The organism is Neptunicella marina (genome assembly GCF_014270035.1).
Lineage (GTDB): Bacteria > Pseudomonadota > Gammaproteobacteria > Enterobacterales > Alteromonadaceae > Neptunicella > Neptunicella marina.
This window is the reverse complement of the sequence record NZ_JACNEP010000005.1, coordinates 117,511-138,211: the sequence shown is the minus strand read 5'-3', so window position 1 is coordinate 138,211 and position 20,701 is coordinate 117,511. Positions and strand designations below refer to the sequence as shown.

Here is a 20,701-nt window from a genome sequence, read left to right as displayed (position 1 = left end):
GTTGTGAAAGTGAACGGTCTATCAAAAAGACGTCCCACTATGTATTTTCTTATGTGGATTTTATTGGCGTTATCTGGGTGCGGCGGCGGTGGTGCAACGTCTTCTACTAAACCTAATTCTCCATCTTTACCAACAGAGCCACAACCCAATGAACCTGCGCAATGTGTTAATCAGCTGTACTCGATTAGTGCTATCTCCGATAACGGCAATGCATCCGAGGGTTTTGATGCACAAAAGGCGATTGATGGTGATACGTCTTCAATTTCGCGCTGGTCATCCACCGGGCTGAATAGTCAGTTAATTATCGATGTAGGTAGTATCAAGACTATTGGTTCTTTAACTATAAAGTGGTTCCAAGGTGCTGAAAAAGTTGCCTACTTTTCTGTTGATGGTTCAAGTGATAGTGAGAGTTGGACATCATTGGTTGCAAACACGCAGTCCAGTGGACGGCATAGTGGATTTGAATTAATTGAAATGCCCGATGACACACGCGCTCGTTATATTCGTCTCAATGCAATGGGCAATAACAAAGATCAACAAAATGACATTGTTGAAGTGCAGGTGCATCAGTGTAAAGAGGCAACGGGGCAATTTAATGCGGTTTTTCCTAATGAGGTTGGTATTGAGCTAGACGATTGGTATTTGAGTGTGCCAACCGATGAAGATAACAGTGGTACTGCTGATTCTATTTTAGAAACGCAACTGGCGGACGGTTATACCAACTCTGAATATTTCTATGCGTCTAACGATAACGGTATTGTGATGCGTAGCTCAAGTTACGGGTTTAAAACGTCTGCGAATACCAGCTATGTCCGAGTGGAGCTGCGTGAAATGTTAAGGCGAGGAAATCGCGCTATAAAAACGCAGGGGGTAAATTTAAATAACTGGGTCTTTGGTAGTGCACCAGAAAGTAGCCGCAATAGTGCCGGTGGTGTAGATGGCGATTTAACCGTTAAGTTAGCAATCAACCATGTCACAACCTCAGGAGAGGATTATCAGGTAGGTCGTGTCGTCATTGGGCAGATCCATGCAAATGATGACGAGCCGGTGCGGCTTTACTACAGAAAGCTACCTGGCAATGACAAAGGCTCGGTTTATTTTGCCCATGAAAGTCGTGAAAAAGACGCAAATGGCAAAAATATTGAATCGTATATCGAGTTAATCGGGTCACGCAGCAATAGTGTAGCTAACCCACAAGATGGTATCGCACTCAATGAGGTCTTTAGTTATCACATTAATGTAACCATGAATTTGCTTAGTGTGACGGTCAGCCGTGAAGGCAAGCCCGATGTGGTAGCCCAATTTGATATGAGTGAAAGTCTTTATAATCAGGCAGACCAATATCACTATTTTAAAGTTGGTTTATATCACCTGAATAACTCCAGCGATCCCGATGATTATGTTCAAGGTACCTTTTATCAAATTAAAAATAGCCACAATGGTTACGTTGCCAGTGAATAAACAGTCAGTGTAATAGCTTCTTCAAGCAGCGCTTTATTGGTGATATAGGCGCTGTTTCGCTTTGTATAGCCTATTAACAAGTCTCAACCACATTACATATCTAGCTATCAGTATTGGTAAACCAATATTCACTTTTGAGTAAATTTGTCCCTCAGTTTTTTAATTCTATTTTGATGGTTTTGAAATTTAGCCTCTTTGGTTTTGCCTAAAAATAAAACATTTTATCTAACGGTAAAGATTTAGATATTCAAATAAAACACTTTTAAAACAATGCCTTAATTGCATGGTTTGTTCTGGTTTTTAAATTGGTAATAACAGGATTGCTATTTTATTTGGGTTTGGTATTACCAAAAGTGTTGACCTTTGATTTTTAATCTGTAAACATGATGTTAAGTTTTTGTAAGCTTTCATAGTGCTCTCCGTATGCACGAGAGGTCATTGATTTGGTAATCAAACACACACTCAGGGAACAACAATGGAATTTAAACTTTCACAAGTTAGCTTAGCGCTTATGACTTTAACCGCGCTCAATGTAGCAACGTCAGTTAGTGCGCAGCAGGTTGCAGATAACGAGAAAATGGCAAAAGATGTTGAAGTTATTGAGGTGTCTGGGATCAGACAATCATTAGCCAGCGCATTGGCAGAGAAACGTTCGTCAGATAATTTGGTCGAAGTCATTCAAGCGGTAGATATTGGTAAATTGCCTGACCAGAACCTTGCCGAAGTTTTAGAAAACGTGACAGGTGTGCAAATTACACGTGAGGCAGGAGTCGGTACCGGCGTACAAATTCGCGGTACTAATGCCAACCGTACTGAAATTAATGGTGTTTCGACGGTGGGGTCGGGCTCAGGCCGCAGTGGTATCAATTTTGAAGACGTGTCGGCAGCAATTATCGCAGCGGTTGAAGTTACCAAAGCCCCGGAAGCTAAAACCATTGAGGGGTCTGTTGGTGGTACCATTAACTTACGTACCATTCGTCCATTGCAATTGAGCGACCCTTTAATTTCACTGCGCGCCCAAGGAGAAGACAGCAGTTTAACGACCGATGGCATAATGCCGAGGTTATCTGGTGCGTTTGGTAATAATTGGCAAACCAATTCTGGTAAGTTTGGTGTAGTTGTAAGTGGTAGCTATAGCAAACAGGATGTAACGGCATTTCGCCCTCGCGTTGACCGAGACAACAGTGTGGCTGCTGATAGTGGTGTTGCAAGTGCGCAAACGTTTGACTATCTGCCAATCCAATTTCTAAATCAGGATTATGATAATTACGAATATGAGACAGTAAATATCGCTGGAACTCTTGAGTGGGCGCCTAACGAAAATACCAAGCTGTATTTTGATGCAGTGTTAAATGATCAAAAGCGTCGTCAGGAAAGTTCACGTGTGCAGGCTTCCGGGGTAAGTGATCTGCGTAATGTGGCTGCGCCAGACGATTTCGAAACGGTCAACTTTGGCACCTTGGATGGCCAGAATCTTGGTAGCATACAAGCTGCATTGCGTGGCGTTATTCCAGTAGAAGATGGTGGGGCCGATCCGAATTTACGCTTCTCTGGCGATACCAACTCCCGTATTACCAAAAGTGAAATTTTTCGTTTAGGTGGAGATTGGACAGGGGAGAAAGTTTCTATTTCCATTGAAGCGTCCTCATCCAGTTCGGACTCAACAACGCCAAGTTTTAATACAACGCTTAATTTTATTAATCCTAATGCAGAAATAAATTCATCCAATGAGAATGGAACGCCATTTGAATACGATTTAACCAATGGCGCACTGGCATTTGGCATTGCCACGGGTGAAGCAAATGCGCCTACAACCGCGCAGCTATTGGATCCTGCTAATGTTGTTTTACGTGATGTAAACATAGGTCAGGACACAACAAAAAATAGCGAAGATGCCTTTAGAACAGATGTAACTTATTATCTTGATGACATTATTACATCGGTAGATTTGGGTTATCGTTTTAATAAAACCTCAAGCGTATCTGATGAAATTCGTTCAAATGTTGGACTACGCAGTATGGCGGAAAGTCCTTCAGGTGATTTGTTTGCCAGTATCTTAACGCCAGGTCCGGACAACTTTAATGCTGCAGACGGCCGTGAGTTGTTTGTTGGTGACTTTTTACTGGTTAACCCTGAGATGGTGGCATCTGATCCTGATGGTGTACTTGCGGTAATTAACTCAGCGATTGAGGCTAATAATGCGCAAACGGGTTCTACAAGAGGACCAATCAGTTCTCCAACGTCTCAAGTCAGTGCGTTTTTTGATATTGCGGAAAAAACACATGCTTTATATGCACAAGCAAATTTTGAATACGACATGTTTCGCGGAAATGCAGGGGTTCGTTATTTAAAAACTAACGTAAGTTCGTTGGGCAATTCAGTGACTAAAGATGCAAATGGCAACGACATAGTCTCCAAAGTAACAACCAAGGGCGACTATGACTTTATTTTGCCTCGCCTTAATCTAGTGGCCAATGTAAGTGACGATGTGATTTTACGTGGTGGTTGGTCAAAAGATATTAGACGCCCTAATTTTGATGAACTTTCAACCTCGGTTACTTACAGCACCAGTCCAAATGCTTCGGTTTCTATTGGTAATCCTGGTTTAGTACCAGAGGAAGTGGATTCGTTTGATATCTCTGCAGAATGGTATTTTGCCCCATCTGCATTAGTTAGCGTGGGTTATTTCCACAAAAAACGCAGTGATTTGCATGTTACAAAACAGGTTGATCCCTATGAAGATCCACAAACTGGCTACCGTGATACGACTGGGCCAGTGTGTGAGCAGGGGGGCATTTTTAACCCTATTGCCGACATAAACGTATTCGGTCCTAATGTGGGGGTGGGGGTGTGTGTGCCAACACAAACCAGAATTAACGATAGTGGTACAACAACTCAACAAGGTATGGAAGTTGCCTTTCAGTATGAGTTATCTGCCTTTGAAGATGAGTTAGGTTGGGCGTCTGGGTTTGGCGTATTAGCCAACTATACCAACCAAAAATTCTCTGGTGGTGAATCAGTCGATAACGCCATAAGCCGTGCAAACGCAGTATTTGAATTAACGACAGGAATCGAGGATATTGAAGTTAGTGCCAGACAGTCATTAATAGATTTATCCGAAAACTCATACAATTTTACCTTGTATTACGAGAAGTATGGTTTATCTGCTCGTGCACGTTATACCTGGCGTGAAGCATATCGCTCAACGGATTTTGGTAGTACATCAAGTTTCCCATGGGGTTTTCCTGTTGTGCAAGAAGACCGTGGACAGCTTAATGCCAGTGTTAGTTATGATGTAAATGATCAGCTAAATGTTGGTGTTGAAGCCGTTAATTTAACTGAGTCAGACGTGACACAATCTTGTGTGAATGAAGGTGCCTTGCTTTGTTATCAAGGTTTAACTGACCGTAGAATTACTTTTGGTGTTAGTTATAAGTATTAAAGCGCTAAAAGTGGTTATGCAAAAGCAAGCGTTTAGCTTGCTTTTCTATTTTTTGCCCTAAGCCACCTACTTCAGTAGGTGGCTTATTTAAATAAAAAAGGGCTCCAAGTGTACCCTTTTTAGCTGTCACGAAAACGTTATGATTGGGTTAAATGTGAAATTGAATATAAGCCCCGAGTTTCGTCTGTCTTACGTTTAATTTCTTCGAGTGCTTTTGCTTCACTGGCTTCAAACAGTGCGTTAATAAGACGATTGAAATGATTATGCATGGCTTTTCTGGCAGCCGCTGAATCATGATTAGCTATCGCATCATAAATAGCAGTATGTTCTTTTAAACGTTGCTCAACACTTTGGGAGCATACGTCTTGGTAAGCTGCGACTATTTGAGGTTCTGAGCGGCGTAAATGCCATAAGTTCTGGATGGATAACACGATCGCATTGTTACGGGTCGCCTTGGAAATGATCTCATGAAAACGCTGGTCCGCTTCGTCAGCTGTATTAGATGATTGCATGCCGTTAAGTGCGAGTTTGAGCGATTCTAGTTCTTCATCTTTAATCGTTGCTGCAGCGAGTGCAGCTGCTTCCGCTTCAACTAACGCACGCGCTTGGGTCAATTCAAATGCACTAATAGGATCAAGTTTTTTACTGCTTACTTTGTTTTCTGTTATGTAAACACCTGAGCCGGTTTTGACTTCTACTCGTCCTCTTACCTCAAGAGCAATTATGGCTTCTCGAATTGTTGGACGACTGACCTCATAGGTTTCGGCCAATTCACGTTCAGCGGGCAAACGACTACCGGCTGAATATACACCTTGCTCAATCAGGGCTTCTAGTTTTTCAACGACTGTCCAAAAACGTCTGCGTTTTTTCATGTTGATTCCTTAGGTTTCGCTGGGTCTGCTGCGAGTATGCAACCCATCAGTTCCATTTATATATTGCATTTCGAATTACACTTTAGTGAAAATTGGTAATTGTTGACATGATAATTGGTAATATATCTTCAGTGCAATATTATAATTATGTTGTGGTAAGTATTTACTATAAACAATACTTACGATGACTAAACTATCACTTGTTTTAATTTAAACTTAGCTGTTCCAGAACTTGTGTATTTGAACCTATTAATGCATTGCGTTGTGCTACGCATTTGGCTGAGGTTAAAGGATCTTGCGGTGTGTGGGTAACATAATCAACAAGCTGCTCAACCGTGGTGGTTGCCACGTGCATACGCGTATCTGACGATGCGTAGTAGATATTTATCTGGCTATCGTTTTGCGTCCAGCCATTACAAAAAGTAACGTTAGATACATCGCCAACACGTTCGTTACCTTCAGGCGCAATGAAATGTCCGCCGGGTGCATGGGTAATCTGCCAGGGTTTATCCAGCGCAGTCATAAACATATACAACACATAACGCAAACCTGCGGCAGTATTTCTAACCCCATGGGCTAAATGCAACCAGCCTGCATCGGTTTTAATTGGCGCAGGACCCTGACCGTTTTTGATTTCTTTAATGGTGTGGTAGGCCTTGTTGTCGATAATCAGTTCCTGTTTGATTTCGGCTTGTTCCATTGAATCAGTTAAACCCCAGCCGATGCCTCCGCCAGATCCCACACTGATAAAGCCATCCTGAGGGCGTGTATATAATGCATATTTACCCTCGACAAATTCAGGATGTAACACCACGTTACGTTGTTGGCCGGAATAGGTGATGAGATCCGGCAGGCGTTGCCAGTTCACTAAATCTTTAGTGCGGGCTATACCACATTGTGCTTCGGCAGCAGATAAATCATCGGGCTGGTTTAGATCTTTACGCTCAGTGCAAAACAGACCATAGATATAACCATCCTGATGTTGTGTCAGGCGCATGTCATACACATTGGTATCGGGATTATCGGTTTCTGGCATGCTGATGGGATGTGACCAGAACCGGAAGTTATCCACGCCACTGTCACTTTCGGCAACCGCAAAAAAGGATTTACGATCATTGCCCTCTACCCGCACCACCAACAGGTGTTTGCCGTTTAAATAGATTGCACCTGAATTGAATGTGGCATTAATGCCAAGGCGTTCCATTAACAATGGGTTGCTGGCTTCGTTTAAATCATAGCGCCATGACACTGGTACATGAGCACGGGTAATAACCGGATTTTGCCAACGCTGAAATATGCCATTTGAGTGAGAAGTTGGTTTATTTGGCGTGTTAATCAATTGCTGCTGTTGTTCCAGCAGCATTTTGACTTTATCAAAGTATGTCAGCATAGGCGTTCAGAATTTTGGTTGGAGTTGAGGTTAATATAGCTGTCAACTTTCTACCGTTTTCAATTCCTGTAAATTGTATTTATCAATTAATGAATAAAGCGTTGGCCGCGTAACGCCCAGTAATTCAGCCGTTTTGGATAAGTTACGTTCACTTAGCTGGTATGCGCTACGTATTGCATTACTTTCCGCTTCTTCTCTTACTTCGCGCAAATTTAGCTTGGCCATTTTGGTGTTATTGCTATCGGCAATTAAACCTAAATCGTCGGCGGTAATAAAACTGCCTTCGGCCATAATAATGGAAGATTTGAGTTTGTTTTGTAGCTCGCGGATATTGCCCGGCCATTTGTGTTGTAACATTGCTGCGATTGCATCATCAGCAAAACCTTTGATGCTTTGATTGTATTCCTGGTTGTAATTGGTCAAAAACGATTTGGCCAGTAACATGATGTCATTACCACGGTCGCGTAATGGTGGGATATTGATGGTGATTTCACTGATACGGAAAAACAAATCTTCGCGGAAGGTTTCCTGTTCTGCCATGTCCGACAAGTTACGGTGTGTTGCACAAATAACACGAATATCTACCGGAATTTCCTGGCGCCCACCAATACGTTCTATGACTCGCTCCTGCAGAAACCGCAGCATTTTGGCCTGCAGGCCAATAGGCATGTCACCTATTTCATCCAGAAACAGGGTGCCTTTGTGAGCACATTCAATTTTACCTTTAGTGGTTTTGTTGGCTCCGGTAAAGGCGCCGCGTTCGTATCCAAATAATTCGCTTTCCAGCAAGTTTTCGGGAATAGAGGCACAGTTGATGGCAATAAAAGGGCCACCATTACGTTCACTGGTTTCGTGAATATGGCGGGCAAACACCTCTTTACCTGTGCCACTTTCACCAAGAATCAATGTGGATATATTGGTTTTGGCGACTTTTTCCGCCATTTTGGTGGCTTTGACTATGGCATCGCTGGCGCCAACAATGCTGCCCACGTTGCTTGCCTGCTGGCTCAGACGTCGATTTTCATCTTCAATTTGAAACAGGTTGAACGCACGATTGACGATGACTTTAATCGTATCTGAATCAATGGGCTTTTGATAAAAGTCATAAGCACCCAGATTTATAGCTTTTAGGGCATTTTCTTTATCGTTGTTACCGGTTACTACAATCACTTTGGTTTGTGGGGCTAACGACAGAATTTCTGCCAGTGTTTGAATACCTTCGGTGGCGTTGGCCGGATCGGGAGGGAGACCCAAGTCAAGGGTCACGACTTTAGGTTCGTGCCGGCGCAATTGTGCGATTGCACTGCTGCGGTCTTCGGCAAACACCACTTCATAGTCGCTGAAACTCCATTTTAATTGTTTCTGGATGCCTAAATCGTCATCTACTACCAGAATTTTTTCCATGTTATTGCCAGTCTCCATTTACCGGATTGGGAGCGAAATACTGAATTGTGTTCCTACTCCCGGCGTACTGCTAACCTCTAGCGTACCACCAATTTTTTCAATATGACTTTTTGCATCATATGCGCCGATGCCCATTCCGGCATTGCCTTTGGTTGTATCAAAGGGCTTGAATAAACGATTTTTAATAAAATCACTATCCATACCGCAACCGTTATCTTCAATTTCTATGATAGCGGTATCGGTAGTTGAATCAATACGCAGACGAACATCTATTTTACCATTATCTTCAGTGGCTTGTTGCGCATTATTTAATATATGAAACAAGACGTTGCCGAGTTTTTCTGCATCCAGTTCCAGTGTGCAATCCTGCCCCGAACTTAATATGGGTAACGGCGCTAGTGTTTGACATCGTTGATCAATAATCTGTTTGATGAGTTCGTTTAAATTGCAGCGGCTAACATGTTCATCACTGCTTTCATTTTTTTCTGTTAACTGTCGCAGCATTTTTTCCATGCGTACTTTGGTGTACTGCAAGGTTTCAAAGGTATCTTCGATAAATTCAGGATTGCCTTTATGTTGTTCGGCATTGCATAAAATCAGATCCACCTGTGCCATGACGTTTTTTAAATCGTGTAATACAAATGCAGACATGCGGTTAAATGCTGCAAATTGGGCGTTTTCGGCCAATTCCTTTGAAGCTTCATGTTGAAACAGGTAACTGGATACCTGTGCAGTGACCACTTTTAAATAATCACGGGTTTCCCAGTTGAGATTAGGACGATTGTTTTCATTATCCCTGACTAAAAAAGCGCCCCATAACTGGTCGTTTTTAATCACGGGAATAAGTAAATCAAAACTGCAGCTGTTCAATAACGCATGGTTTACTTTTAACCCTTCGTAATCAAAGGGTTTTGAGCGTAGCTGGGGGATATCTACTATCCATTGTGATTGCGCTAAAAAAGGCATTAGCTGCTGAATGAGTTCTGTTTCTATCTCAGAAACATCATTATGTTCAACTAAACACCGGGTTTCCAAATGCTGATTTTTAAACTGAATTAACACACCGGAATGGCAGTTTATGGCGTTGAGTAAAGCGTGTGTCGCATTGGTGTAAAAGTCGTTGTTTTTTGTCTCGTTGTCTTCTAACTGCTGCGTTAATTTCAACCACTGTTCACGATAGTCATACTGGTTGGCAAAAAAGTGCTTAGTTATAAAAACTTTTATTCTTGTACGAAACTGGTTGGATAAAAATAACGCTGCTAACAGGGTTAGCGATAAAAAGATAAAGATAATCTGGATGACATTACTCCAGCTGCCTCCAATAAACTTAATAGTGTATCCGACCAGCGCCATCAGAAAGAGATAGCCGCCCGCGACCAGTAAAAGAGAGCTGTGTAATACCACGTCTCGGGAGACAAAAATCTCCATATTCCATTGTTTAATGCGGCGTATGGCCACAATGAAAAACGGGGTTAATGCAAATAATATAAATCCACGCGCCGACCATAACATTGGATCAATGTTATTAATCATTGACGCTTCAGAAAACAACACAAAATCAAATAACGCCGCTCCCCCCAGTGCAATAATTAATGGTTTGTAAGCCCAGCGCTCCTGAGCTGCCTGGCGATAAAAAGTTTCGAGTAATACTAAAATTTCCAGACTGATTATAGTGTGAAGCAAAAATTGCCAGGTAGCGGGTATTGATACAGAGGGAAGCCAGGCCATGACCAGACTGGCAACTGGCGCAGCCAGCATTGCACTATTTAACGGTTGCTTCAGGGAGTGGGAGAGTGTTTTGTTGCCAGTGAGGCAGCACATGATAAACAAAAGCCAGCAGATTGATTTGAAGCTTTCCAGGCTCATCACCATGGCAAATGAAACTGGGTACCAAAGGTTGCTGAGATAAATGACGCTCGTAATCAGACTTGCGGAAATGCTCAATAGAATAAGTGTTCTCGGCAATCCGGATTTTTTTGTTGTTAAGAGCAAAAACAGAAAAAACAGATAACCCAGTGAACTCAGTAAATAACCTGCTTCGGCTAGCATAAATATCCCTGTCTTAATTATTCTTATCAGGAGGTTGGGGTTGTAAGTTGGACGATGTATCGGAATAACGCCCCAATATTCCTCGTTCAAATGCTTTTATCAGTTTATGCCCCGTATGATACAACAAAATGCGTATTGGCATTTTTTTTATGTGACCCCTTAACATTGCCAGCAAACGTGCTAGCCGATAAGAGGTGGACTCATAATTAGGGTGAGACGGTTGTAACACCCTTAGAAAAATCCAGTTGAGGCATTTGAGCTGCATAGGGGAAGGACTAAAAGCAACCAATTCATGTTTAAAGGTAAATGGAATTGCAGTCTGCAAAATAGCTTCACAGTAATGACATGCTAAAAATAACTCTAGAGTGAAGCCTGTCTCATAGGCAAGAAACCTGAGTTGCTGCCAGTATTTTTCATCCTGATAATGGGTGCTAAATAATATGTGTAAATCGCTTAAATCTCTGAAGCCTTTGCTGAAATCTTCTTCAAAAAACAGGTGAACAAGACTGTGTAAAGTGAGCGCCGCCGGACTTAAAACATAACATTGATATTCTGTTTTAATTTTATACTGAGTGAATAAATCTATGTTAGGGGCCCGCCCGCTTATGGGAGGCAATATATTGTGGTGCACATCAGCGATTGTTCGTCTGGATGCATGTTTTAATGGTGGAATTTCATGTACCCACTGCCGGTAATAATGTTGATCGTATTCATCAATGGGCTCGGGAAACCAGGTGTAAAGCAGCATTTGCTTTTCAGTTTTTTCTATCAGCGGTTTAGGTACAAGAACATCTATATCATTAAATATTCGACCATAAGCAACAGGATGATCCAGTAACGTATAGGCCGTGCCTTTGAGGAATACCGGCGAGATTTCGATGGCTGATAATGAATTATTTATTTCGTTTGCTTCGAAAATGGCTTGTTGGCGTTGGGCATCTGCAAACACTTTGGCGCTATGGAGGTGCTTGAAGGCATATTGCGGTAAATCCTCAAGCCTTTGATGACGCTCTAATTGGTAGTACAACCGTGCGAGAAAGCCATTTTGCCGACCTGTCAAAATTAGTGCTTCCCAGTCAATGTTTGAGAATTCTACTTCGTCAGGATGACGAAATAACTGTATTAACTGACGTTGTTGCTGGCTAATTTGCATCACCATTCCTCATTTTGTAAGAAAGTGGCAACTTCGTTCACATCGCTGTATTGCAATTCTACACAGGGAACATTTTCTACCAGTTTAACCAACGTTTTAAACCCTTCTTCACCCAGGACATTATGATTGAAGCTGTTTGAAGCAATAGCCTCGCTCGCTTCGATTATATCGAGTTTAAATACAGTAACAGGTACATTAGGCATATAACGCGGGAAAATAATCGCTTTTATTTGAGCAGGTGTGTTGATTTGTTTAACGCTGTTTGCCGGAGGTTTAAAATGAGCAACGTCCCCTTTGGTGGTATCCGTGGCGGTATCGGTAAATTTAACCTGTGGAAACCAGTCTTTTACCAGCTTGATTGAATTGTTTTTAAGGCAGACCGGCCTGACAAATGGCGATATTGTTAATGAGTCCGGGGTGACAATGGCTAGTTCATCACTTAACAAACGCCAGCCTGAATAGGCTAAAAATGCCGTAAGTGTGCTTTTCCCCGAGCCGGGAGGTGCCGGGAAAACAAACGCTTCATTTTGTTGATTGGCGATGACACCAGCATGCAGAATGAAATGATTAAAATCGTAAGCGCTCAGACACCAGTTCATGCCCCATTCCAATAATGGAAATGCCTGCGATTTTGGTAGTGGTAAAAAAGGTGTCACAACATCAGATTCAAAATGCACCTGTGGGTTAATATAGTGCCGTGGGCCTTTGGCTAATTTTACACATGCATGAAAGTCTGCAGGTTTATCTTCTGTAATATTATAATCCGCATACATCTCGTAAACATTCTGCTGTACTGAGGTTATGTGTGATTTAAAGCGAAATACGCCAACTCCAAGGTCAAGACACAAACCATCATTTGTCATCTTATGAATATAATCGTCAAATTTGAGCTGGTGTAACTGCATTGTGACTGCAACGTCCTTGAATTATAAGCAGCAAATTCAGTCAGATAAATTACTCTGCCGGGCTTTTAGTTAAGATATAGTGATTAATTAAACTATGCCAAACTTCCTCGCGTTGAGCATTATTTAATTCACTCGGTAAATTGCAGTATAGAGAATATGAGATCGACGGTAGGGCTTCCAGTGCTGTTATCAGACTGATAATCGCAGCAGAAAACTGACAAATTTGCCCTTTGAAACCGCTAAAAATTAAAACGCCAGACTTATCGCTGGCGTAATGAATTTTTACTTGGGGATGTAATTTATAGAGCACAGTAAGAGCTGACTACTGGTAAGTGTCCTGAATTGCCTGAGCAACAGTGTATGTGCCACTTCTCTTGGCTTCATCATAAAGCATTTGAACATATTGTTCAGGATAAGTACCTGGCTGCAACGGATAAAATCCATTCACGGCGTTGTAGTATGCTGCTACAAGATGGCGGTTTATATTGTCTGGTCCGCCATAATTATTGTAGCTACCTTCCTGAGGCAGAAATTCATGTAATCCTTTTCTGCTACTGGTTCCTCCAAAAGGAGAACGTCCCCACCCAAAGACATCTTTCCATGGGTAGTTTTCTGCGCTGTATCCCCAACTGCCTGAGGTGCCATAGCCCTGAACACTGTATGTACGGTTTCTTGAGTCACAATAATTGTGCCAGTATCCAGGAGAGCGCCCCTGAATGGTACAGGTTTGTTGCTGCGAGTGATTGCCAGACATAGCGCCTGAAATGGTACATGCATCGTAAGATGCCCACACGTTTCTGACCGGTAACGCAGCAATAATTGAAGCCGTCCCAGCTTTTTTCAGGAACGATCTTCTATTGTCGACTGATTTATCAGACTGATTTGATTTGTTTAAATCTGTCATGTTGCTGCAATTCCTCACCTCAAAAACACCTCAGCAATGTTACTAAGCAATTTTTGATCCAATTGGTAACTGTTTGATATTTAGCTGAAAAAGTATCAAATTCCTTGTGATGCTGTAAAAAAAACTGACAGCTACAGTTCTATATTAATGCTTTTGGCAAGTTCCCTCAAATATTTAACTGGAATGGCATAACTGATACCGCTTGGATCCGTTATCGCGGCCTCTTTTGTCCTTTGTACAAATACTTTGTTGATTATCGCTACAACCTGACCGTTATTTAGTTCATAAACCGGACTTCCACTGTTACCCGGAAAGGCAGTGGCGTCCATTTGATAGACAAAATAAGGTTCTCTCAAGCGCTTCATCATTTCTATACTTAATTGTTTGGCATTTGCACTTGGGATGACTACTGGTGTTAAGGCTGAAATTACGCCCCTGTGTGTGGCAGGATATAAACCTAAAATGGCTCCGATTGGAAAACCAGTAAACGCGACATCTGTTCCATCATCAATATAATTATCTGATGCAATTATAAAGGGTTTGGCTTTCTCACTCATTTTTAAAATCGCAATATCATGTGCTGCATCAAAAGCCACAATTTCCGCCTTGGCTAATTTGGGATGTTCACCCTGGCCAATAAAAACAACATGAGACTGATTTCGATTTGGGTCGAGTTGTTGATCAACAACATGATAATTAGTGGCGACATAATGTCCGTCAGCAATGACAAATCCTGAACCATTAAGCTGGCTTCTCGGTGAGCCTAACGGTTCATACATTCCAATCCCGACTACTGATGGTTTAATCTGTTTTACCAATTCTGGTAATGCCGTCTCAGCGTTTGCTGAAATGTATGTTAATAAACCTGTTATCAGCAGTAGTATTCTTGAAAACATTGTGTTTTTTTGTCTCAAATTCATGATAATAATAAGTATTAAATATAGAGTCTTTAGAATCTAATTTTTTATAACGACTAAGATATCGCAGATTAGAGCGTGTATACACATAATTGACAGGGAAATGGAATGGATAAATCAGTAAGATTGGCGATTGTGGGACTTGGGTACGTTGGATTACCATTGGCGGTTGCTTTTGGGAAAAAATATTCAACCACCGGATTTGATATAAGCCAGCAACGGATAGAAGAATTAAATACAGGTACTGACAGTACTCTGGAAGTCAGTGCTGAAGAACTTAAAGCTGCTTCACAACTTTCTTTTACGTCAGATTTAAATCAAATAGCGTCCGCGAATATCTATATTGTCACTGTTCCAACACCAATCGATAAAAACCGCCAACCAGATTTAACGCCATTACAAAAAGCCAGTGCGTCATTGGCGAAAGTAATTAAAAAAGGTGACATCGTCATTTATGAGTCCACTGTTTTTCCTGGGGCGACGGAAGAAGTTTGCATTCCTTTACTGGAACAAGGCTCAGGTCTTATTTTCAATCAGGATTTTTATGCGGGTTACAGTCCTGAGCGGATTAACCCTGGGGATAAGGAGCATCGGGTTGAAAATATTACCAAAGTAACATCTGGCTCAACCAAAGAAATTGCAGACAAGGTGGATCAGCTGTATGCAAGCATTATTACAGCTGGCACGCACAAAGCTTCTTCAATTAAAGTGGCTGAAGCTGCAAAAGTGATCGAAAACACACAGCGCGATTTGAATATTGCCTTAATTAATGAACTGGCGATTATTTTTAATCGAGCTGGAATTGACACTGAAGAGGTATTACTGGCAGCGGGCAGTAAATGGAACTTTTTACCGTTTCGTCCAGGGTTAGTCGGAGGGCATTGCATCGGTGTTGACCCTTATTATCTAACGCACAAAGCAGAGGAATTGGGATACCACCCTGAAGTGATACTCGCGGGACGGCGCCTTAATGACCATATGGGGGAATATGTTGTTAGTCAGCTCATTAAGGCAATGCTGAATAAACGAATTATGGTGAATAATGCCAACGTCTTGTTGATGGGGTTAACTTTCAAAGAAAATTGTCCAGATATTCGAAATACTAAAGTTGTTGATATTGTAAAAGAACTTAAACACTACCACATAAATGTAGACATTTATGACCCGTGGGCTGACCCAGACGAAGTGGAGCATGAGTACGGACTCTCTTTAATATCCATTCCTGATAAAAACAAATATGATGCGGTGATAGCAGCCGTTTCCCATCAGCAGTTTAAATCAATGTCGAATGATGATTTGTCTGCGTTATGCAAGGAAAACAGAGTTATCTACGACCTCAAATATATATTGGACAAGTCTCTTGTCGATATTCGTTTATAAGGTTTTAGAATGAAAATATTAATTACAGGGGTAGCGGGTTTTATTGGGTTTCACACTTGTCTTCAGTTGCTATCCCGTGGTGATCAAGTTGTTGGAATCGACAACATAAATGATTATTACGATGTTAATCTTAAGCAAGCCCGTTTAGATAAAATTACTCAAAGTGGCAATGCTAATAATTTCTCCTTTATAAAAATGGATGTAGCGGACCGCCAAAAGTTAGAGGCTCTGTTCTCAACGGAGAAATTCGATAAGGTCATTCACCTTGCTGCACAGGCTGGGGTTAGGTACTCAATTGAAAATCCCCACGCTTACATTGAAAGCAATATTGTAGGCTTTATGAATATTCTGGAGGGGTGTCGTCATAATGAAGTTAAACATTTGGTTTATGCCTCTTCCAGTTCAGTTTATGGCGCAAACGAATCAACACCGTTTTCTATCCACGACAATGTTGATCATCCTGTTTCATTGTATGCTGCGAGCAAAAAAAGCAATGAGTTGATGGCTCATACCTACAGTCATTTATATGGATTGCCTACCACTGGCCTGCGTTTTTTCACTGTTTACGGGCCGTGGGGCAGGCCTGATATGGCGTTATTTTCGTTTACCAAAGCAATATTAAATGATGAACCTATTAAGGTATTTAATTTTGGTGAGCATAAACGAGACTTCACATATATTGATGATATTGTGCAAGGTATTGTACGTACATTGGATCATACTGCTCAGCCCAATCCTGCCTGGTCAGGAAAATCTCCCGATCCGGCGAGTAGTAAGGCTCCTTACAGGGTCTATAATATAGGCGCGAGTCAACCGATTAAGTTGCTGGATTTTATTGCGGCTATTGAGACAAAGCTCGGAAAAACTGCAGAAAAAGAACTGCTTCCCCTACAACCGGGTGATGTTCCGGACACCTATGCAGATGTGACCGAACTAACTGAACAATTGAATTATTCACCTAAAACCAATATTGAGAACGGTGTTGGGCAATTTATTGATTGGTACACTGATTTTTACAATGTATAACCGCGATTTTTTTGTAGATGGTTGGTGTTAATCATTTCTGTCACTTTCAGTGAAAATATGAGCCATACTTAACGCTCAAAAAATAACAAAGGTTTGAGTTGTGTGAGTGACGTGGTCTATCGCGGGCAGTGTGGGAAGATTGTTCCTATATTTTCTGGTGGAGGAACAAGGCTACCCGCCCACATTGGCATTTTGGATGCTTTGTGTAACCTCAATATAGAGTTTGACCATATTGTGGGTGTATCAGGAGGATCAATCGTTGCTGCTTTGTATTCGTCCGGAATGACCACGAAAGAAATAAAAAAACTGGCTATGAATACTGATTTTCGTCAGTTTAATGGTTATTCCATATGGACTCTGATAAAAAGCGGTGGTTTGTGCAATGGTGAGAAATTTGAGGAATGGATAGACGAGCAATTGGAAGGAGTCACCTTCTCAGAGTTGCATATGCATCTTCATATACTTGCTACTGATGTTAATGGTGGAGGACCGGTTGTTTTTGACAAGAAAAATACACCTAATTTAAAAGTGTCGAAAGCCGTTCGGTTTTCTATGTCTATCCCGTTAGTATTTAGCTTTCAGCCATACAAAAATCATATTTTAGTTGATGGAGCCATCTTAGCTGAGGATGCTTTATTTGAAGATTGGGCGGGAGACGGTACTCCAGTAGTTTGTTTCAGACTGAGAAGTGAGTCAGAGGTAAAAAACTTACAACCTTTGCACTGGTTACCCATAGTTACTTATATCGAGTTGTTAATCAGAACATTTATGAGTGCCATTTCGCGCGAATATATTCAAAATGGTTATTGGCACAATACTATTGTTATTAATACAGGAGCACTTTCTTCAGTTAATTTTTCATTATCAGCAGAGCAAAAAGAAGCGTTATATTTGGTGGGCCTGAATACAGTGCAAGAATATTTACCGATCAAAATGGGGTTAAGTAGTAATAAAGATTAAACGGTGAAGAGTTATCTTTTAAGAAAATTGCTGTGGTAAAGTTGACTCGCAATTGAATGCAAATAAAAAAACTATAGAGACTTAAAATGGCAAGTTTATCGTTAGCGGAAAATTTCAACTCATATTTTGAAATAGTGTACGCAGATGATGTATCAAAAAGAACTGAAGGTTACAAAATCAGACATCAGGTATATGCGGAAGAGCTAGGTTGGGAGCCCACAACTCAGGCTGGCACTGAAACTGATTTATTCGATAAATACGCACATTCATTATTATTGCGGCACAAGCGAACGGGTTTGTATGCCGGTACCGTTAGGCTTGTGATCCCACCACCTGAAAAGTCTCATCTCGCATTGCCATTCGAAGGTCATTTTTCAGATTGTATGTATGAATCAGCAACTAGGCCTGAGTCTTTGCCTAGAGGGGCATTCGGTGAAGTGTCACGTCTGGCGGTGCCACAAACATTTAGACGCAGGGCTGGTGAGAAAAAACAACCCTTTATCTTAAATGAAGAAAGTTCAGAAGATGTATTTTCAGGGGAAGAAAGAAGCAATTTTCCCAATATCGCCATTGGATTGTATTTGAGCATCATTTCTTTTGCCAAGATTTGCAATCATGAAATGATGTACGTGGTTGTGGAACCTCGTCTTAAAAAAAGACTAGAACGAGTTGGATTGATGTTTGAGCAAATATCTGAAGCCAAAGATTATCGTGGAACAAGGGCTCTGTTTTGTTTAACCAGAAGTAATTTTGAATCTCAATTTAATGACGATATGTTGGAACTTTATTCATTGCTTGAACAGCAGTTAGTCAGGCAAATAAAACTGTACCCATACATTATTAAACAACCTCAATAGTAGGGAACACAATGTTTAAATACGAAGACGCCTTTTCCAGAAATATCGGCTGGTATACAGAAGAAGAACAGCAGCAATTGAGAGGTAAGAAGGTCGCAATAGCTGGTTGTGGTGGTGTTGGTGGAATTCACACACTAACTATGGCCAGAACGGGGATTGGAAAATTTAGTCTTGCCGATTTTGATGAATATGGAATAGAAAACTTCAATCGTCAGATCGGAGCGACTATGTCGAGTGTTGATCGCCCTAAGTTGAATGTTATTAATGACATGGTGCTTGATGTAAATCCTGAAGCTGAGATCCATCAGTTTGCGCAAGGCATTAATGATCGCAATCTCGATGAGTTTCTATATGGTGTTGATTTATATATCGATAGTTTGGATTTTTTTGCAATTGATGCCCGTAGATCTGTTTTCGCTGCATGTGCAGAAAGAGGGATACCGGCAATTACTGCGGCTCCGTTAGGCATGGGAACCGCTTTTTTATGTTTTATGCCAGGCCAAATGACGTTTGAGGAATATTTTGGTATGGGTGGCGTATCAGAAACCGAGCAGTATTTAAGGTTTTATCTAGGTTTAGCCCCTGCTAATTTGCAGTCCACATATCTAGTTGATCCTACCCGTCTTGATCTAAATGCTAAAAAAGGCCCTTCCACTATTATTGGCTGTACCATGTCCGCCGGTGTGGCGGCTGCTTATGCAGTCAAAATTTTATTAAATAGAGGTGAATTGGTGTGTGCTCCGGAAGGCATGCATTGGGATCCTTATTTGAATCAAATGGAAAAAACTTCTATCCCTAATGGCCATAAAAATGATGAGTTTCAAGCCAAATTGATTGCTGCAAAAAAAGCTTGGGGTATTTAAACTTTTAATTATTTTGAAGTGAGTTTAGCGCAATATGGATGATATTCATCAGAAACAAATATTAGATGCGGCGATACAGGCGCCTTCCGCTGATAACTCTCAACCCTTTTTATATAAATGGGATAATGATAACTGTTTATCATTGTTTTTGGATGAGAGGCTTTGTGGACATGCAACAGATAAAACGTTTGTATTGTCTGACCTGGCAATCGGCGCAGTGATAGAATCCGTTACTATTCAAGCACAAAGTTTAGGATATGAGACGACTGTCAATTATTTCCCTGAAGGTGCAAATTCTGTCTTCTATGTTGCCGCAGTTGTTTTTTCCAAACCTTCGAGTGAGCAGGCTCGAGCAAATGCTGAAAGGTTGGCGGAACAAATATCAGAGCGACGTACTGACCGAAGATTTCCATTTGGTGGTCATGTAAATGATGAAACAATTGCAAGAATCAGTAGTGCTATTTCTGATAAACGATGCCAACTTAAAGTGTTTAATGAACCAGATCAAATAAGCAGCATAGTCCCTGTTATTTATCGAGCAGAAAAAATTAGATTTGAATCTGAAGTATTACATCAGGAATTATTTAAGACAGTTGTATTCAACTACGATCCCACTCCAGTGGGGATGAACTTGGACGTACTAGGAATTGCAAAGTTCGAAAAAGCTGGTTTTAAGATAATGAGTAACTGGAAAATCATGCGATTACTTAATTTTATTGGCGCAAGTAAGGAAATTGCCAAAAAGTCAGTTGTAAAGCCAATTAACTCTTCACCAGGGCTGTTAATGCTATCGAGTTCTGATATTTCGCGGGATGGTATAATTAATGCCGGTAGACAGCTTATGCGTATATGGCTTGAGTGCACATCTCAAGGGTTATCTGTGCAATTATATGCTGCCCCTGGTGTTTTGACTCTGGCAAAGCCAGATATAGAGCCAAATTTGATGAAAGAGCTTGGACTGATTGAAAAACAACTCGATGATATTTCGGGAAATATATTTAAAACGATTATGTTTTTGCGTGTTGGATATATGAAGGATACGGTAGCTAAGACACAACGCAGACAAGCTTCATCTTTCTTAAAAGAATAGTGTCGAAATTTTTTACATACAGGTTATG

At 41.2% G+C, this 20,701-nt stretch carries 16 protein-coding genes; 8 read left to right on the top strand and 8 right to left on the bottom strand.

Features of this window, described 5'->3' with window-relative positions:
• The first annotated feature begins 3 nt into the window (after window positions 1–3).
• Window positions 4–1,461, top strand: coding sequence for a polysaccharide lyase family 7 protein (locus H8B19_RS07925; RefSeq protein ID WP_338401512.1), 1,458 nt, complete (start codon window positions 4–6; stop codon window positions 1,459–1,461).
• A gap of 475 nt (window positions 1,462–1,936) precedes the next feature.
• On the top strand, window positions 1,937–4,903 hold the full coding sequence (locus H8B19_RS07920) for a TonB-dependent receptor (protein WP_186506269.1): 2,967 nt from the start codon (window positions 1,937–1,939) through the stop codon (window positions 4,901–4,903).
• Between the two features lie 137 nt (window positions 4,904–5,040).
• On the opposite strand, the gene H8B19_RS07915 is transcribed toward H8B19_RS07920, so the two are convergent.
• The 8 genes from H8B19_RS07915 to H8B19_RS07880 form a co-directional block, all read right to left on the bottom strand.
• Window positions 5,041–5,775 carry a FadR/GntR family transcriptional regulator gene (locus tag H8B19_RS07915; RefSeq protein ID WP_186506268.1) on the bottom strand — a complete coding sequence of 245 codons (735 nt, stop codon included), beginning with the start codon at window positions 5,773–5,775 and terminating at the stop codon, window positions 5,041–5,043.
• Window positions 5,776–5,980: 205 nt separating this feature from the next.
• Complete coding sequence (locus H8B19_RS07910) at window positions 5,981–7,165, bottom strand: glycoside hydrolase family 130 protein (RefSeq protein WP_186506267.1); 1,185 nt, start codon at window positions 7,163–7,165, stop codon at window positions 5,981–5,983.
• 42 nt (window positions 7,166–7,207) lie between these two features.
• On the bottom strand, window positions 7,208–8,569 hold the full coding sequence (gene prsR, locus H8B19_RS07905; protein ID WP_186506266.1) for a PEP-CTERM-box response regulator transcription factor: 1,362 nt from the start codon (window positions 8,567–8,569) through the stop codon (window positions 7,208–7,210).
• Window positions 8,570–8,587: 18 nt separating this feature from the next.
• Window positions 8,588–10,618 (bottom strand): XrtA/PEP-CTERM system histidine kinase PrsK, encoded by a 2,031-nt coding sequence (gene prsK, locus H8B19_RS07900; protein WP_186506265.1) that lies wholly within the window; start codon window positions 10,616–10,618, stop codon window positions 8,588–8,590.
• A 13-nt stretch (window positions 10,619–10,631) separates the two neighbouring features.
• Window positions 10,632–11,771, bottom strand: coding sequence for a nucleotidyltransferase domain-containing protein (locus tag H8B19_RS07895; RefSeq protein WP_186506264.1), 1,140 nt, complete (start codon window positions 11,769–11,771; stop codon window positions 10,632–10,634).
• A complete protein-coding gene (locus H8B19_RS07890; RefSeq protein ID WP_186506263.1) occupies window positions 11,771–12,676 on the bottom strand; it encodes an HprK-related kinase A in 906 nt (301 codons plus the stop codon). Before H8B19_RS07890 ends, H8B19_RS07895 begins: the two co-directional genes overlap by 1 nt.
• 322 nt (window positions 12,677–12,998) lie before the next feature.
• A complete protein-coding gene (locus H8B19_RS07885) occupies window positions 12,999–13,580 on the bottom strand; it encodes a hypothetical protein (RefSeq protein ID WP_186506262.1) in 582 nt (193 codons plus the stop codon).
• Between the two features lie 131 nt (window positions 13,581–13,711).
• A complete protein-coding gene (locus H8B19_RS07880) occupies window positions 13,712–14,476 on the bottom strand; it encodes a S1 family peptidase (protein ID WP_186506261.1) in 765 nt (254 codons plus the stop codon).
• Window positions 14,477–14,605: 129 nt separating this feature from the next.
• Between H8B19_RS07880 and tviB the strand changes: the two genes are divergently transcribed.
• From tviB to H8B19_RS07850, 6 genes are all read left to right on the top strand, one after another.
• Window positions 14,606–15,877 carry a Vi polysaccharide biosynthesis UDP-N-acetylglucosamine C-6 dehydrogenase TviB gene (tviB, locus tag H8B19_RS07875; RefSeq protein WP_186506260.1) on the top strand — a complete coding sequence of 424 codons (1,272 nt, stop codon included), beginning with the start codon at window positions 14,606–14,608 and terminating at the stop codon, window positions 15,875–15,877.
• 9 nt (window positions 15,878–15,886) lie between these two features.
• Complete coding sequence (locus H8B19_RS07870) at window positions 15,887–16,903, top strand: NAD-dependent epimerase (RefSeq protein WP_186506259.1); 1,017 nt, start codon at window positions 15,887–15,889, stop codon at window positions 16,901–16,903.
• A 111-nt stretch (window positions 16,904–17,014) separates the two neighbouring features.
• Complete coding sequence (locus tag H8B19_RS07865; RefSeq protein ID WP_186506413.1) at window positions 17,015–17,863, top strand: patatin-like phospholipase family protein; 849 nt, start codon at window positions 17,015–17,017, stop codon at window positions 17,861–17,863.
• A gap of 86 nt (window positions 17,864–17,949) precedes the next feature.
• Window positions 17,950–18,720 (top strand): PEP-CTERM/exosortase system-associated acyltransferase, encoded by a 771-nt coding sequence (locus H8B19_RS07860; protein WP_186506258.1) that lies wholly within the window; start codon window positions 17,950–17,952, stop codon window positions 18,718–18,720.
• A gap of 11 nt (window positions 18,721–18,731) precedes the next feature.
• Complete coding sequence (locus H8B19_RS07855) at window positions 18,732–19,583, top strand: ThiF family adenylyltransferase (RefSeq protein ID WP_186506257.1); 852 nt, start codon at window positions 18,732–18,734, stop codon at window positions 19,581–19,583.
• A gap of 34 nt (window positions 19,584–19,617) precedes the next feature.
• Window positions 19,618–20,673 carry a nitroreductase family protein gene (locus H8B19_RS07850; protein WP_186506256.1) on the top strand — a complete coding sequence of 352 codons (1,056 nt, stop codon included), beginning with the start codon at window positions 19,618–19,620 and terminating at the stop codon, window positions 20,671–20,673.
• Window positions 20,674–20,701 lie beyond the last annotated feature (28 nt).